The sequence below is a fragment of the Shewanella khirikhana genome, assembly GCF_003957745.1.
Taxonomy (GTDB): domain Bacteria; phylum Pseudomonadota; class Gammaproteobacteria; order Enterobacterales; family Shewanellaceae; genus Shewanella; species Shewanella khirikhana.
Map to the genome: position 1 here is coordinate 2,211,196 of NZ_CP020373.1, position 15,657 is coordinate 2,226,852.

At 55.3% G+C, this 15,657-nt stretch carries 10 protein-coding genes and 12 tRNA genes; 7 read left to right on the top strand and 15 right to left on the bottom strand.

Annotated features, from left to right (window positions below):
- Window positions 1-34: 34 nt before the first annotated feature.
- Window positions 35-1,543 (bottom strand): Ada metal-binding domain-containing protein, encoded by a 1,509-nt coding sequence (locus STH12_RS09660; protein WP_126167354.1) that lies wholly within the window; start codon window positions 1,541-1,543, stop codon window positions 35-37.
- Window positions 1,544-1,744: 201 nt separating this feature from the next.
- Between STH12_RS09660 and STH12_RS09665 the strand changes: the two genes are divergently transcribed.
- Window positions 1,745-3,574 carry an ABC transporter ATP-binding protein gene (locus STH12_RS09665; protein ID WP_126169484.1) on the top strand — a complete coding sequence of 610 codons (1,830 nt, stop codon included), beginning with the start codon at window positions 1,745-1,747 and terminating at the stop codon, window positions 3,572-3,574.
- A gap of 328 nt (window positions 3,575-3,902) precedes the next feature.
- On the opposite strand, the gene STH12_RS09670 is transcribed toward STH12_RS09665, so the two are convergent.
- From STH12_RS09670 to gltX, 13 genes are all read right to left on the bottom strand, one after another.
- Window positions 3,903-3,978, bottom strand: a tRNA-Ala gene (locus STH12_RS09670).
- Window positions 3,979-4,015: 37 nt separating this feature from the next.
- A tRNA-Glu gene (locus STH12_RS09675) sits at window positions 4,016-4,091 on the bottom strand.
- Window positions 4,092-4,125: 34 nt separating this feature from the next.
- A tRNA-Ala gene (locus tag STH12_RS09680) sits at window positions 4,126-4,201 on the bottom strand.
- 114 nt (window positions 4,202-4,315) lie between these two features.
- Window positions 4,316-4,391 (bottom strand) — tRNA-Glu (locus tag STH12_RS09685).
- Between the two features lie 34 nt (window positions 4,392-4,425).
- Window positions 4,426-4,501, bottom strand: a tRNA-Ala gene (locus STH12_RS09690).
- A 114-nt stretch (window positions 4,502-4,615) separates the two neighbouring features.
- Window positions 4,616-4,691: transfer RNA gene (locus STH12_RS09695), tRNA-Glu, on the bottom strand.
- A gap of 34 nt (window positions 4,692-4,725) precedes the next feature.
- Window positions 4,726-4,801, bottom strand: a tRNA-Ala gene (locus STH12_RS09700).
- 37 nt (window positions 4,802-4,838) lie between these two features.
- Window positions 4,839-4,914: transfer RNA gene (locus STH12_RS09705), tRNA-Glu, on the bottom strand.
- Between the two features lie 162 nt (window positions 4,915-5,076).
- Window positions 5,077-5,152: transfer RNA gene (locus tag STH12_RS09710), tRNA-Glu, on the bottom strand.
- A gap of 56 nt (window positions 5,153-5,208) precedes the next feature.
- Window positions 5,209-5,284: transfer RNA gene (locus STH12_RS09715), tRNA-Glu, on the bottom strand.
- Between the two features lie 56 nt (window positions 5,285-5,340).
- Window positions 5,341-5,416, bottom strand: a tRNA-Glu gene (locus STH12_RS09720).
- Window positions 5,417-5,432: 16 nt separating this feature from the next.
- Window positions 5,433-5,508: transfer RNA gene (locus tag STH12_RS09725), tRNA-Ala, on the bottom strand.
- Between the two features lie 104 nt (window positions 5,509-5,612).
- Window positions 5,613-7,022: a glutamate--tRNA ligase gene (gene gltX, locus STH12_RS09730; protein WP_126167355.1), complete on the bottom strand. Its 1,410-nt coding sequence runs from the start codon at window positions 7,020-7,022 to the stop codon at window positions 5,613-5,615.
- Between the two features lie 279 nt (window positions 7,023-7,301).
- Here gltX and STH12_RS09735 point away from each other — a divergent pair, with 279 nt between their 5' ends.
- The 6 genes from STH12_RS09735 to STH12_RS09760 all read left to right on the top strand — a co-directional run bounded on the left by STH12_RS09735 (window position 7,302) and on the right by STH12_RS09760 (window position 14,257).
- Window positions 7,302-7,529, top strand: coding sequence for a hypothetical protein (locus tag STH12_RS09735; RefSeq protein ID WP_126167356.1), 228 nt, complete (start codon window positions 7,302-7,304; stop codon window positions 7,527-7,529).
- Window positions 7,530-7,840: 311 nt separating this feature from the next.
- The gene (locus STH12_RS09740) at window positions 7,841-8,860 is read left to right on the top strand and encodes a TRAP transporter substrate-binding protein (RefSeq protein WP_126167357.1); all 1,020 of its coding nucleotides are present in this window, start codon (window positions 7,841-7,843) and stop codon (window positions 8,858-8,860) included.
- A 91-nt stretch (window positions 8,861-8,951) separates the two neighbouring features.
- Window positions 8,952-9,593 carry a TRAP transporter small permease gene (locus tag STH12_RS09745; protein WP_126167358.1) on the top strand — a complete coding sequence of 214 codons (642 nt, stop codon included), beginning with the start codon at window positions 8,952-8,954 and terminating at the stop codon, window positions 9,591-9,593.
- Entirely contained in the window at window positions 9,590-10,987 is a 1,398-nt protein-coding gene (locus STH12_RS09750) for a TRAP transporter large permease (protein ID WP_126167359.1), read from the top strand. The genes STH12_RS09745 and STH12_RS09750 overlap by 4 nt, the downstream gene beginning before the upstream one ends.
- A 92-nt stretch (window positions 10,988-11,079) precedes the next feature.
- Window positions 11,080-12,882, top strand: coding sequence for a sensor histidine kinase (locus STH12_RS09755; RefSeq protein WP_126167360.1), 1,803 nt, complete (start codon window positions 11,080-11,082; stop codon window positions 12,880-12,882).
- Complete coding sequence (locus STH12_RS09760) at window positions 12,872-14,257, top strand: sigma-54-dependent transcriptional regulator (RefSeq protein ID WP_126167361.1); 1,386 nt, start codon at window positions 12,872-12,874, stop codon at window positions 14,255-14,257. Before STH12_RS09755 ends, STH12_RS09760 begins: the two co-directional genes overlap by 11 nt.
- On the opposite strand, the gene STH12_RS09765 is transcribed toward STH12_RS09760, so the two are convergent.
- Window positions 14,232-15,473, bottom strand: a complete 1,242-nt coding sequence (locus tag STH12_RS09765) for an MFS transporter (protein WP_418856614.1) — start codon at window positions 15,471-15,473, stop codon at window positions 14,232-14,234. The genes STH12_RS09760 and STH12_RS09765 overlap by 26 nt on opposite strands.
- Between the last annotated feature and the right edge of the window lie 184 nt (window positions 15,474-15,657).

Here is a 15,657-nt window from a genome sequence, read left to right on the forward strand (position 1 = left end):
GCGAGCGGCTTTGCTGCTATTTGTCCGAGCGGTTTTACTGCTGTGGTTGGCATGTTAAATCCATATGCCACAGCGCCAGGGTTAAGTAACTGCCCCAGGGTGATGCACCTTTGACAAGCGCATCCTGCGCCGCAACTGCCTGTGTCACTATCCCCAGTGCAGCCAGGCGCTGACGCACCACCAGATCCCCGGTCAGTAGCACATCCGGCTCAGATAATCCGCGCATTCGCGCGTAGCTGACGGTCCATGGGCCTATGCCTTTCACCGCCAGCAGCGCTTCCGCGCTGGGCTCAGTATCCCTGAATGCCGCCGCCAGTGCCTGCAGCGCAAGTTTGCGGGCGCCGGGCATTTTCAGGCTTTCAAGGCTCGCACACTCAACAGCGCTGGGCTCAGGAAACACCCGGCAGCGGCGGCCGCCAAGTTCAACATACCCCGAGGTTTCGTCTACCAACCGATTCAATAGTTGGGTGGCCTGCACCAGGCTTACCTGTTGTCCAAGTACTGCCCGGCAACTTGCCTCGAAAAAACTGCCGGCACCGGGCAGCGGCATCACAGGCAGCGATGGCTGAGGCATCGCGGAAGCCGCGTCACACGTAGCCACCCGGCCCAGCAGCGCAGCCATATGCTCACCAATCAGTGGCAGATTGGCATCGATATCGAGTATCCGCTTGATTTCAGCGAGCCACTGGCTGAGTCTGGCGCTGTCTTTGCCGGGATAGATATGTACTCTCAGCGCATGCTTTTTTGCAACAAGGCTCGCCTCAAACCAGCCTGCTTCGCCTTCAATACGCAGCGTACGGCCATAGCAAGGCGTGCCATCAGCGCTTAGAAACCACTCGGCACCTTCAATGGCCCGAGCCATAAAAAACTGTCTCAGCGCCATAAAATCATAGGGTGGCCTGAAGCCCAACATCAGACACAGCCCTTCGCTTTGCCGACTGGCCTGTTTGCAAGGCCGCTTAGACGCCCGCACCTGCCCTGGAGTCAGGTTCAGCGCCACTTTGAACACTTCATTGAAGCGGCGCAGTGAACCGTACCCTGCGGCAAAGGCGACATCGGTAATGGACAACTCGGTTTGATGCAGCAGCGCCTTGGCAAGCAGCAAACGCCGATAGTCGCCATAGGCCTTGGGAGACATCCCCAGTTGCTCCTGAAACAACTTGCGTAAGTAGCGGCTCCCCACCCCCAGCCTCGCCGCCAGTGCCTCCATGGCTGCGGCGCCGTCGCTATCCCTCGCATTCAGAGCACCGGCGTCTATCAGCGCCATGGCTCGGTTTAAGGTGGTTGCCGTACCACGCCAGGGGGCTGAGCCCGGCGCGGATTCCGGACGGCAGCGCAGACAGGGGCGCAATCCGGCGGCCGCTGCCGCCTGCGCTGTCGAGAAGTAACGCACATTTTCTTCTTTGGGCGACGGCGCCGGACACACCGGGCGGCAGTAGATCCCGGTGGAAAATACACCGGTAAAAAACAGCCCATCGAAGCGCGCATCGCGACTTAAGCGGGCGCGCTGGCAGGTTTCGGGACTCGGCAGGGACAAAGACATGGTCTTTCCTTAGCATTTGCGCTTTGGTTGTGGCGCTATTAGCTTAATGGCTTCACTCTACCGCAGCCGCCCTGCACCAACCAGCGGAAATCGGCCCTCAATATCAGTCGCTGAAAAAACAACACGCCGCCGGTATTTGCGATATGCTGTGCCATCAGTAAATGCAACTCGTTATCTATTAAGACATTGCCAATGAAAACCCTGTTTCGACTGTTCGAGCGCTGGACCACTGCCCTGCCCGAATCGGATGCTTCGCAGCCACCGTCAACCCTGTTTGCTTTTTGTCGTCATTACACCAAAGGCTTTGAAATTCCGCTCATTTGCATGTCGGTGCTCACCGCCATCCTCGCCATGCTCGAAGTGTCCTTATTCGGATTTATGGGGCAATTAGTTGATTGGCTTGCCAATAAAGACCCCGGCAGCCTGCTCCAGGATGAAGGCGCTTATCTGCTTGGAATGACCCTGCTGGTGCTTGTCGCCATTCCTATTTTAGTGCTGTTGCACGCGCTGATTGCCTACCAAAGCTTGCTGGGTAATTACCCCATGTCGATTCGCTGGCTTGCACACCGCTATTTGCTGAAGCAAAGCATTGGTTTTTATCAGAATGAATTTGCCGGGCGAATTGCGACCAAGGTGATGCAGTCGGCGCTGGCGGTGCGGGAAACCGTGATGAAGCTGCTCGATGTGGCCGTCTACATTCTCGTGTATTTCACCTCGATGCTGGTCATCATTGCCAGCAGTGACTGGCGGCTGATGATCCCGATGTTGGTATGGCTTGGGATCTATATTGGCCTGCAAATTTACTTTATTCCGCGGCTGAAACGCGTCTCTACCGAGCAGGCGGATGCGCGTTCCACCATGACCGGACGCATTGTCGACAGCTACACCAATATTTCCACCGTGAAGCTGTTTTCCCACACCCAGCGTGAAGCGGATTATGCCCGCGACGCCATGGGCGGCTTTTTGGATACCGTGTACCGGCAAATGCGCCTGGTGACCGGGCTCAATGTCAGCGTGCAAATCATCAACTATGTGCTGGTCTTTGCCGTGGCGGCAATCGCGATTGCGCTGTGGACCGAGCAGGCCATCACCATTGGCGCCATTGCCATTGCAGTCAGCCTGGCGCTGCGCCTCAACGGCATGAGTCAGTGGATCATGTGGGAAGTAAGCTCGCTGTTTGAAAACATTGGCACAGTGGTGGATGGTATGAATACCCTGTCCAAACCCACGCAAATTAAGGACGCCCCCAATGCCAAGGCGCTGCAGGTCAGTAAAGGGGAAATCCACTATCAGGGCGTGAGCTTCCACTATGGCGAAGGCAGTGGCGTAATTGAAGGATTGGAGCTCAATATCCGCCCAGGCGAGAAGGTGGGCCTGGTTGGTCGCTCGGGCGCCGGTAAGTCGACCCTGGTGAACCTGCTGATGCGCTTTTACGATGTTGAGAAAGGCGAAATCCGTATCGATAATCAAGCGATTCAGGAAGTTACTCAGGATTCGCTGCGGGCCCACATCGGCATGGTGACCCAGGATACTTCGCTGTTGCACCGCACTATTCGCGAGAACATCCTTTATGGTCGTCCCGATGCCAGCGAAGAAGAACTTAACAATGCCATCGACCGGGCTCAGGCACGGGAGTTTATCGAGCAGCTAAGCGACCCATCAGGCAACCACGGTTTGGATGCCATGGTGGGCGAGCGTGGCGTGAAGCTTTCCGGCGGCCAGCGCCAGCGCATTGCCATTGCCCGGGTGCTGCTGAAAGACGCGCCCATTCTGATCTTGGATGAAGCCACCTCGGCGCTCGACTCGGAAGTGGAAGCGGCGATTCAGGAAAGCCTGTATCAACTGATGGAAGGTAAAACCGTGATTGCCATTGCCCACCGACTGTCGACCATCGCCGCCATGGATCGCCTTATCGTGCTCGATAACGGCAAAATCGTTGAACAAGGCAGCCACAAAGAGCTGGTCGCACACGGCGGGATTTATGCCCAGCTGTGGGCACATCAGACTGGCGGTTTCCTCGGCACCGAGTAACAAAACTTCGATAAAAAAGCTCAGCCAAGGCTGAGCTTTTTATTACCCGCAGTTTTTATTTTCTTTTTGCTTCTCAGGATTGGTTTACAAACGGAGGTGCCGCCAATCATTTTTATCATTGCTGGCAGTAATAACCGATTGAGTAGCAGACGAGTGACTGGCCAGGTGACTTTGCAAAGCAGAAGCGACCTGGCAGGCAATGGACAGGTCCAGATTGGGATACGCTTAGATACCGCGAGAAAACAAAATACGGAAAGAAAACGCCAGCCTGGCCAACAGAACTGAAAGCCTAAAAAGAAAAAACCACCCGATTGGGTGGTTTGGTATTTGGTGGAGCTACGCGGGATCGAACCGCGGACCTCTTGCATGCCATGCAAGCGCTCTCCCAGCTGAGCTATAGCCCCGAAATCTTCACTGAATAAGCAAAAACTTCAGAAAATGTGGCATCCCCTAGGGGATTCGAACCCCTGTTACCGCCGTGAAAGGGCGGTGTCCTAGGCCTCTAGACGAAGGGGACCCCGGACTCACGATTAACGCTGTGAACACGTATTTGGTGGAGCTACGCGGGATCGAACCGCGGACCTCTTGCATGCCATGCAAGCGCTCTCCCAGCTGAGCTATAGCCCCGAAATCTTCACTGAATAAGCAAAAACTTCAGAAAATGTGGCATCCACTGGATACCGCCGTGCCATCCAAGATAGCGCGGTGTCCCACCGCCCGAGGGCTTTAGAACAGAAAATGTGGCATCCCCTAGGGGATTCGAACCCCTGTTACCGCCGTGAAAGGGCGGTGTCCTAGGCCTCTAGACGAAGGGGACCCCGGACTCACGATTAACGCCATGAACACGTATTTGGTGGAGCTACGCGGGATCGAACCGCGGACCTCTTGCATGCCATGCAAGCGCTCTCCCAGCTGAGCTATAGCCCCGAAATCTTCACTGAATAAGCAAAAACTTCAGAAAATGTGGCATCCACTGGATACCGCCGTGCCATCCGAAATAGCGCGGTGTCCCACCGCCCGAGGGCTTTAGAACAGAAAATGTGGCATCCCCTAGGGGATTCGAACCCCTGTTACCGCCGTGAAAGGGCGGTGTCCTAGGCCTCTAGACGAAGGGGACCCCGGACTCACGATTAACGCCGTGAACACGTATTTGGTGGAGCTACGCGGGATCGAACCGCGGACCTCTTGCATGCCATGCAAGCGCTCTCCCAGCTGAGCTATAGCCCCGAAATCTTCACTGAATAAGCAAAAACTTCAGAAAATGTGGCATCCCCTAGGGGATTCGAACCCCTGTTACCGCCGTGAAAGGGCGGTGTCCTAGGCCTCTAGACGAAGGGGACCCCGGACTTAAGTGTTTAGACTCGCTTAAAAGAGTGTGGTATCCCCTGGGGGATTCGAACCACTGTTACCGCCGACTCTCTACCCAGAGAAAGGGGCGGTGTCCTAGGCCTCTAGACGAAGGTGACCCCGGACTTAAGTGTTTAGACTCGCTTAAAAGAGTGTGGCATCCCCTAGGGGATTCGAACCCCTGTTACCGCCGTGAAAGGGCGGTGTCCTAGGCCTCTAGACGAAGGGGACCCGGACCACTGTTATCCTCGGTGACGAGCACTGGTTTTGCGAAACTCAGCGAAAATTGGCATCCCCTAGGGGATTCGAACCCCTGTTACCGCCGTGAAAGGGCGGTGTCCTAGGCCTCTAGACGAAGGGGACCCGGACCACTGTTATCCTCGGTGACGAGCACTGGTTTTACTAAACTCAGCGAAAATTGGCATCCCCTAGGGGATTCGAACCCCTGTTACCGCCGTGAAAGGGCGGTGTCCTAGGCCTCTAGACGAAGGGGACCCCGGACAGAGAAACTTGGTGGAGCTACGCGGGATCGAACCGCGGACCTCTTGCATGCCATGCAAGCGCTCTCCCAGCTGAGCTATAGCCCCTTGCTTCTCTTACTGCATTTGAGTGTGCTGCCAGCGTTGCTGACACCGTGTCTCGACTGCGTGGCGCATTCTATGCAGCACACCAAAATGTGTCAACGCCTTTTTTAGGAATTTATCCTATCTGCTACAAAATCAACCGCTTTGGAGATTCTTTGCTCAGAACGGGCCTTTCCGATGAGTTCCAGGGTGATATCCAGTGCAGGTGACTGCCCTGCCCCGGTCACGGCTACACGCAGTGGCATACCCACTTTACCCATGCCCACTTCCAGCTCAGTGGCAGTATCTTCAATGGCTTGGTGAATCGCTTCACGATTCCACTCGGTCAGCGCGGCCAGTTTCTGCTGCACCAGCTTGAGCGGCTCAAGCGCGACACCACGCAGATGCTTCTTGGCCTGGTCGGCATCAAACTCTTCAAAGTCCTCATAGAAGTAGCGGCTGGAGGCAGCCAGCTCTTTCAGAGTCTTGGCGCGCTCAGACAAAGCCGTCACCACGTCAGCCAGGGCTGGACCATTGCTGGTATCAATGCCCTGATCCTTCATGTGCCACTCAAGGTGCGAGGCCACATATTCAGGGTCAAGCGACTTAATATAGTGCTGGTTCAGCCACAACAGCTTTTCACTGTTAAAGGCAGAAGCGGCTTTATTGATGTCGTGTACATTGAAAAACTCAATCATCTCTTCGCGGGAGAAAATCTCCTGATCGCCATGGGACCAACCCAAACGCACCAGGTAATTGAGCAGTGCTTCCGGCAGATAGCCGTCATCACGGTACTGCATTACGCTCACAGCGCCGTGGCGCTTGGACAGCTTGGCGCCGTCATCACCCAGGATCATGGACACATGACCATACTCAGGCACGGGGGCACCCAGCGCTTTGAGGATGTTGATCTGACGTGGTGTGTTGTTGATGTGGTCTTCACCGCGGATCACGTGGGTGATACCCATATCCCAGTCATCAATCACTACGCAAAAGTTATAGGTAGGGCTGCCATCGGTGCGGCGAATGATAAGGTCATCCAGTTCTTCGTTGGCGATTTCGATACGACCACGGACCTGATCGTCAAACACAACACTGCCGCCCTGTGGGTTCAAAAAGCGCACCACATGTGGCTCACCTTCAGCGCGAGGCGCCGCGCCACGGCAGCAACCATCGTACTTCTGACGCTCACCCTTGGCCGCCTGCTCTTCACGCACGGCTTCCAGACGCTCTTTGGAGCAATAACATTTGTAGGCGGTACCGTTTTTCAGCATACCGTCGATGATTTCGTTGTAACGGTCAAAACGCTTGGTCTGATAGTAAGGACCCTCATCCCAGTTCAGGTTGAGCCATTCCATACCTTCCAGAATGGCGTCCACCGCCTCCTGGGTAGAGCGCTCAAGGTCGGTATCTTCAATACGCAGCACGAACTCGCCCTGATTGGCACGGGCATGCAGCCAGGAATACAGTGCGGTGCGGGCGCCACCAACGTGCAGGAATCCGGTTGGGCTGGGAGCAAAACGGGTTTTAACGGTCATATGAGACATTTGCCTATAAAACGAAGGGCCACTTGGGCCTTGTGTGGACGAAATTTTACTATTCTATCAGTGTCTGTTGCCGATGGAAAATCGGCGCAGCAGTCTTTGCCACGACGGTCGCTTCCAGCATTAATTCCCCCCCTCATCGGCAAACTTTCGCCCGGTTAAGCCTTTCGAGCATCAAAGGGCATGAGCTTATAGAACAAAAGAATGAGCAGCATTTAGAGAACAGCGTGCTTTTATCCTATGCTTGCTGTGAGCAAACACAGGAAAAAACCGATGGCCAATGTCAGTCAATCTGCGTCACTGGACAGCATCGCCGCCTATTTAAAGCGCCTGCATGGCTGCGATCAGGACACGGCCCAGCGCGAGGCGCGGGAAGTCATGCAAAACCTGATGGCCATGCGCCAGAAGGGTTTTATCAATGGCTGGTACTTCGATGAACGTGGTCATTTGGAACTGCTGCCAAGTGATGCGGTACTCAAACACCTGTCGCAGCCCAAATAACCGCCTTATATAAAGAGCTTACCCCAACGCCCCAACTTGCGCCGGCCAACGCAAACGACTCCAGTGGGCAGCAAAATAGGCGGAAATCCACCCATTGCCCGCAAAACAGTGAGCGGCCGCTCACACACGGCATCCACACCCTTGCGCCAGATCACATTCGCAACCCTTTCATTACCAACGAGTTAACTCATTGTTAAACACTTTGGCCTGGTCTTTGCCTATAACTATATAGACCTCGAGGGAAAACAACGCGGTATCCCAACCTTCGGGAAACGGAAAAAACACCTATAACGAACCAAGGGAATTCAACAATGAAACAGAACAAACGCTCACCCCTGCAATCTCTCGCCTTGTTTGGCAAAACCAGCCTGGCTGCCGCCCTGCTCGGTCTAAGCCTTGGTGCCGCCGCCGAGCCGGTGGAAATCAAGTTCTCCCACGTCGTGGCCGAAAATACCCCCAAGGGCCAGATGGCACTGAAATTCAAAGAGCTGGTTGAGACCCGCCTGCCCGGTGAATATAAGGTCAGCGTGTTCCCCAATTCACAGCTTTTTGGCGATAACAACGAACTGGCGGCCCTGCTGCTGAACGACGTGCAACTGGTTGCCCCGTCGCTGTCAAAGTTCGAGCGTTACACCAAGAAACTGCAAATCTTTGATTTACCGTTCCTGTTTGAAGACATGGCCGCAGTTGATCGCTTCCAGCAGAGTGAGGCCGGTCAGAAACTGCTGAACTCCATGAGCCGCAAAGGCGTAGTTGGCCTGGGTTACCTGCATAATGGTATGAAACAGTTCTCCGCCAACAACCCGCTGTCACTGCCGACCGATGCCCAGGGCAAGAAGTTCCGCATCATGCCATCGGATGTGATTGCCGCTCAGTTTGAGGTGGTCGGTGCCATTCCGGTGAAAAAGCCATTCTCCGAAGTGTTCACCCTGCTGCAAACCCGCGCCATTGACGGTCAGGAAAACACCTGGTCAAACATCTATTCAAAGAAATTCTTTGAAGTACAAACCCATATCACCGAAAGCAACCACGGCGTGCTCGACTACATGGTGGTGACCTCTGACACCTTCTGGAAGAGCCTGCCAAAGGACAAGCGTGACGTTATCAAGCAGTCGCTGGACGAAGCCATTGCCCTGGGTAACGAACTGGCGCTGAAGAAAGCCGATGAAGACCGTCAGCTTATTCTCGATTCCAAGCGTGTTGAATTGGTCACCCTGACACCAGCCCAGCGCCAGGCCTGGGTGAATGCCATGCGTCCGGTTTGGGCCAAGTTTGAAGACAAAATCGGCAAAGATCTGATTGACGCTGCCGAAGCCGCAAACAAACCCTGACATTGACTGGGGCGCCTGCGCCCCAAGCTGCCTTTATCACCAGGGACGATGATTGACCAAGGATGGTACAAAAATCCCGGGGAGAGCTTTCGTGATTTCTCGTATTTTAGGTTACATAGAAGAAGGTTTTCTCAACCTTCTCATCACCATGATGACACTGCTGGTGTTTGTCGAGGTGATTGCCCGCTTCTTTTTCAACACCGGCTTTTTGTGGATCCAGGAGCTGACACTGACCATCTGTGGTTGGTTTGTACTCTTTGGCATGTCTTACGGCATCAAGGTAGGCGCGCATATTGGTGTGGATGCCTTCGTCAAAAAGCTGCCCCAGGGTCCCCGCCGGATCACCGCACTGATTGCTGTCACCATTTGTCTGGCCTACTGCGCCATGTTCCTTAAGGGCAGCTGGGATTATCTGTCGCAGATTTATCAGATTGGTATTGGCATGGAAGATCTCGATGTGCCCGCCGCCCTGATGAAGCACATGAGCGAAGACTTTGCCTGGGACGTGATGCGTATCGACCCTGAAGATCCCGCCATTCCCCTGTGGATCAGTCAAAGTATTCTGATTATCGGCTTCGCCATGCTGACCTGGCGCTTTATCGAACTGGCCATTGCCATTTTCCGCGGCGCCTCAGTGGGCTTCAGCTTCCACGATGAAGCCAAAGAAAGCATGCATCTGGCCGATGGCAGCCCGGAAGCCGACAACAATAACAATGACGGAGCCAAGTCATGACCATAGCCACCCTGTTTTTGACCCTGCTGGTGTGTATGCTGCTGGGCATGCCGATTGCGATTGCACTGGGGTTCTCCAGCATGTTGACCATCCTGCTGTTTTCCAATGACTCGCTGGCGTCGGTCGCCCTCAAACTCTATGAGGCCACCTCGGAGCACTACACCCTGCTCGCGATCCCCTTCTTTATTCTATCGTCGGCGTTTTTGTCCACCGGCGGCGTAGCAAGACGCATCATCGACTTTGCCATGGACAGCGTTGGCCACATTCGCGGCGGTCTTGCCATGGCGTCTGTGATGGCCTGTATGCTGTTTGCGGCGGTGTCAGGTTCGTCTCCTGCCACAGTTGCGGCCATCGGCTCAATCGTGATTGTAGGCATGGTGCGCGCCGGCTATCCGCAAAAGTTCGCCGCCGGGGTTATCACTACTTCGGGCACCCTGGGCATTCTTATTCCGCCCTCGATTGTGATGCTGGTGTACGCCGCGGCCACTGAAGTATCGGCCGCCCGCATGTTTATGGCAGGTCTTATTCCCGGTTTGATGATGGGTATGCTGCTGATGCTCGCCATTTATATTGTGGCACGCATCAAAAACCTGCCATCACGCCCCTTCCCCGGCATCAAGGCACTGTCACTGTCCAGCGCCAAAGCCATGGGTGGTTTGGCATTGATTTTCATCGTGCTTGGCTCGATTTATGGCGGTGTGGCAAGCCCCACCGAGGCCGCGGCCGTGGCGTGCGTGTATGCCTACCTCGTTGCCGTGTTTGGCTATCGCGACATTGGCCCGCTGAAAAACGTGCCCTGGCGTAAAGAAGGCGAAGCCATTATTGCCGCCATTGGCCGCAACCTGCTGCATGTGGTGCTGGGGTTGATTAAAACCCCAACCGATAAAGAAGTGCGCAACGTGGTGCGCGACGGTGCCAAGGTCAGCATTATGCTGCTGTTTATCATCGCCAACGCCATGCTGTTTGCCCACGTGTTGACCACAGAGCGCATTCCGCACCTGATTGCAGAAACTATTGTTGGCTGGGGTTTGCCGCCCTGGGGCTTCCTGATCATTGTGAACCTGCTGCTGTTGGCTGCGGGTAACTTTATGGAACCTTCGGCAATTCTGCTGATTATGGCGCCCATCCTGTTCCCGATTGCGGTGCAGCTTGGCATTGATCCAATTCATCTTGGGATCATCATGGTGGTGAACATGGAAATCGGCATGTTAACGCCGCCGGTGGGGCTTAACCTGTTTGTGACGGCGGGCATTACCGGGCGCAGCATCGGCTGGGTTATTCACGCCTGTCTGCCATGGCTGCTTCTGCTGCTGGGCTTTTTGGTGCTTATCACTTATGTGCCGCAAATCAGCCTGTTCCTGCCGGAATACCTGGACAGCCTGAAAGGCTTTTAAACATCCATGGGGCAAGGCTTGATCCCTGCCCCATTTTGAGCGAGCCTAAGCCATAGATTTACTATGGCTTTTTCTATTTGAGATTGGGATAAATGCCGCTGACGCCCACGGTAAAACGACGTTTGAAAAACACAGCACTGGTGCTTGTTGGCCTGCTGCTGGTGCTTTACCTCACCTGGTCATGGCATATCCGCAGTGGCATGGCCGAGCTGTCTGAAAATTCACAAAAACAGCTCAGTGAACTGGTGAGTTTGCTCGACAGCCTGCTGCTGCGCTTTGAAACCATCCCCCATGTGCTCTCCACCAACCCCATGCTGGCCGACGCGCTGCTGGATCAGCGCAATCAGGAGAAAATCAGCCGCCTGAATCTGTATCTGGAAGAACTGCGCCACATTACCGAGGCATCAGATATTTACCTTATCGATGCCCTGGGCGTGGCCGTGGCAGCCAGCAACTGGCAACAGCCCTATTCGTTTGTTGGCCAGGACTACTCCTTCCGCCCGTATTTTACTGAGGCTATTGCCGGTGGTCAGGGCAGTTATTACGCCGTCGGCACCGCCTCGAACCGGCGCGGCTTTTACTTCTCGTTTCCGGTACTGGATAAAGGCGGCGTGCTGGGCGCCATTGTGGTGAAGCTGGATTTGACCGATATCGAAACCCAGGCCGCCGGGGTCGCCCAGGCGGGCCAGTACGATTTTATTATCACGGACCCAGATGACATCGTTTTTGCCTCCAACCGGCCGGAATGGCGCCTTACGTCCCTCACGCCGCTGACCCAAAGCAAGCAATACGCCCTCAATGCCAGTAAGCGCTATGCCAAACGGCAAATCAGCGAGCTTGCCATACATCCGGCTTACCGCGGCGTAGGTAAAGCGCTCAGCACCTATCGCATCGGCAAAGGCGCCGAGGCGGCGGATTATCTGGATACCGCGATTTTGATGACCAAGGCCGGCTGGCGGGTACATGTGCTGAGCCCTTTGGGCGAGGTGTACGCCGCCCTGTATCAGGTGTTGCTGCTTGCGGCTACCTGCTATGGCCTGCTGCTGCTGTTTACCTTGTTGCAGTACGAGCGCCGTCGAAGCCTCGCCAGGATGCAGCAGTCCAGGGATGAGCTTGAGCGGCGGGTCGAAGAGCGTACCGCCGAGTTGCAAGCGGCCAACACCCAATTGAAAGACACCCAGGATGAGCTGATCCAAGCGGCCAAGCTCACCGTGGTAGGCAGCCTGTCAGCAAGTATTAACCATGAGCTTAATCAGCCACTTGCCGCGATTCGCAGCTACACCCAAAACACCCAGACCTTCCTTGAGCGGGACATGCCACAGCGGGCCCGCGAGAATCTGGCCATCATTCTTGAACTCACCGACCGCATGGCCGAAATTGTCGGCCAATTCAAAAGCTTTACCCGTAAAAGTCAGGGTAAGGATCGGGCGGTGGCGCTGGATGAATGTCTGGCGCAGGCACTGACCATAGTGCAGCCCGAAATCGACAAACAGCAGGTGGCACTGAGTGTCAGCGCCGATCGCGACGATCTCAGGGTGTGGTGCGACGGCACCCGCTTGCAGCAGGTACTGGTTAACCTTATCAGCAACGCCCTGACGGCCATGGCCCAAAGTGAGCACAAGCGGCTGCACATCAGTCTGATTGAAGGCGATCCACTGCTTATTCGCATTCAGGATTCAGGCCCCGGTGTGCGCGACAGCCTGATGGAAAAAATATTCGAACCCTATTACACCACCAGTGAGCGGCAGGGACTGGGCCTTGGCCTGTCGATTTCCCGCCGCATGATTGAATCCATGCAGGGGGACATTCGCGTCTCCAATGCCCCCGAAGGCGGCGCCATTTTCGATATCGCCCTGCCCGCTTACAGCCCAGAGAAGGCACAATATGAGTCTTGATAATCTTGATGGCATCCAGGTACTTATCGTCGATGACGAGCCACATATCGGCACAGTGCTGGTGCAGTTATTTGAGCTTGAGGGCATTCGCGCCCTGGCCACTACAGACCCGCGTCAGGCGGCCACCCTTATCAGTCGCGACTGGCCCGGCGTGGTGGTAAGCGACGTTAATATGCCATCCATGGATGGCATTTCGCTTCTCGGCAAATGCAACGCCATCGATGCCAGTCTGCCGGTGGTATTGCTGACAGGTTTTGGTGATATTGCCATGGCGGTCAATGCGTTAAAGCAAGGCGCCTATGATTTTCTGGAAAAGCCATTCAATAACGAACATATGCTGGATGTGGTCAAACGGGCGCTGGAAAAGCGTGCCCTGACTCTGGAAAACCGCAATCTGAAAAAGGCGTTGGAGGCCCACGCCATTCCCGGGCCGAGGATCCTCGGTAACAGCCCGGGCATAGTTCGGCTTAGAAATCTGATAGACATGGTGCTCAGCACCCCGGCCGATGTACTGATTGAGGGCGAAACCGGCACCGGCAAAGAACTGGTTGCCCGCTGTCTGCACGACCACAGCCCGCGCCATCAGGCCAACTTTGTGGCCATTAACTGCGGCGCGATTCCGGAAAACCTGATAGAAAGCGAGCTTTTCGGCGCAGAAGCCGGCGCCTTTACCGGCATCGATAAGGCCCGGGTCGGCAAGTTCGAATTTGCCAATGGTGGTACCCTGTTTTTGGATGAGATTGAGTCAACGCCGCTGTCGTTGCAGGTGAAATTGCTGCGGGTGCTGGAAGACAGAAAAGTAGAGCGTCTTGGCTCCAATAAGTCGATTGCGCTGGATATTCGGGTGGTTGCCGCCACCAAGGTGGATTTAAAGCAGTTGTGCGACACCGGCGAGTTTCGTCAGGATTTGCTGTATCGGCTCAATCTGGTGACCATCCCGATTCCGCCGCTGCGTGAGCGCAGAGAAGACATTCCGCTGCTGTTTTTGCACTTTGCCCGGGTGGCGTCGGCCCGCTACCACAAGGAGCTGATTTACCCCAGCGCCGAGCATCATGCCCGCATGGCCGCCCACGACTGGCCCGGCAATGTGCGTGAGCTTCGCAATCTGGCCGAGCGCTACGTGCTGCTGGGGGCCGAATCAGCTTTTGCTGCCAGTCTTGGCGGCGCGGCGCAGCTGCATTCGGGGATGTCGTTAAGTCAGCGGGTCGAGTTTTTCGAGCGGGTACTGATTGAAGAAGCCCTGTCCCACAATCGCGGCTCCATCAAGCTCACCATGGAGCAGTTGGAACTGCCGCGAAAAACCCTTTACGACAAGATGCGCAAGTACGAGCTTGACCGTAAACACTACCTTAATGACAGCCCCGACGAAATTTGAACCAACGAAGATAAGCCGAGCGTGCTGACAAGGTACCAGCGGGCAACAGCTTGAGGGCCACCACGCCAGCCAGTGCCAACAGCAGCAGTGAGCCAAGCACCACAGCCGGCCACTGACCATGGTGCCAAAATGGCATCAGGAACGGGCCGCCAAGGGACGCTCCAAGGTAGTAGGCACAAAGATAAAGTGCCGATGCCTTGGCTCTGTGACCTGTGGCTCTGAGCGCGACCTGGCTGTTGCAACAGGCATGGATAAGGAAAAAGCCTGCGGCGCTCAGCAAGAAGCCACCGACAATGGCCTGTGTGGTATCAAACAGGGTGATGAGGCTGCCTGTCACCATCATCGCAAGCGACACCAACACCACTGATGCCACTCCGAAGCGGGCTACCAGGGTGCCGGAGCGATAAGCGCACAGGGTGCCACTGAGGTAGCACAGGAAAATCAGCGTTACTCCGAAACGGCTCCAGTGAAACGGCGCCTCGAGCAAGTGCAACTGAATAAAGCTGAACTGATTGACCATCACCATAAATGCCAGGCCGCCAAGCAGATAAAACAGTCGCAGGTGAGGGTTGGCAAGGTGCATGGCAAAACCTTGCCAGGCGCTCGATGCCGGTATTTGAGCTGACCGCTCGGCCTTGTTTTTCGCGTCTGTCGCGTTGCTCTTCTCTGCATTCGCGCTGCTCGTCGCAGCTTTCCCCTGATGACTCTGGCCAAAGGGGGATAACAGATAGTGACTGAGCCCAACCGATACCAAGGTCACTGCGGTCAGCAGCAGCGCGGCGCCTTGCCAGCTCAGGTACTCGGCCATCAGGCCACCCAGAATTCGCCCGACAATACCGCCAAAACTGTTGGCCGCAATATAAAACGCGCCAGCCTTCATTAGCGCAGACAGCGGTAAAGACTCGCGCATAAACGCCATGGCAATGGCGGGCAGTGCCGCCAGCAATATCCCCTGAACCAGCCTTAGCGCCAAAATGCCATGCCAACTGTCAATCAGCAGCATCAGCGGATTCGACAGTGCCAGCAGCCACAGACTGAAGATCAGCGGTTGATAGCGGCCGATACTGTCGGACAAGAGTGCATAGCCAAGCAGCGACAGCGCCAGCGAAAAGCTGGTCACAGATAAAATCAGGGTGGCCTCGCCGCCGGCAACAGCAAACTGCTCAGCCAACATCGGCAACATGCCCTGCATCAGATACAGGTTGATGTACACCATCACCGAGGCCAGCGCCAGGCCATGGATAAGCCTTTTGGCATTTGCCCTTGAAATTCTGCCCGACACTGCAACTCCAACCAAAATGAATCTATCAGGATTGCTTCAGGCTAGCGCAAGCCATAACATAACGATAATAGATAAATAGAATTCATTTATTGATAATTTTTATATTTAAGGCAAGCCA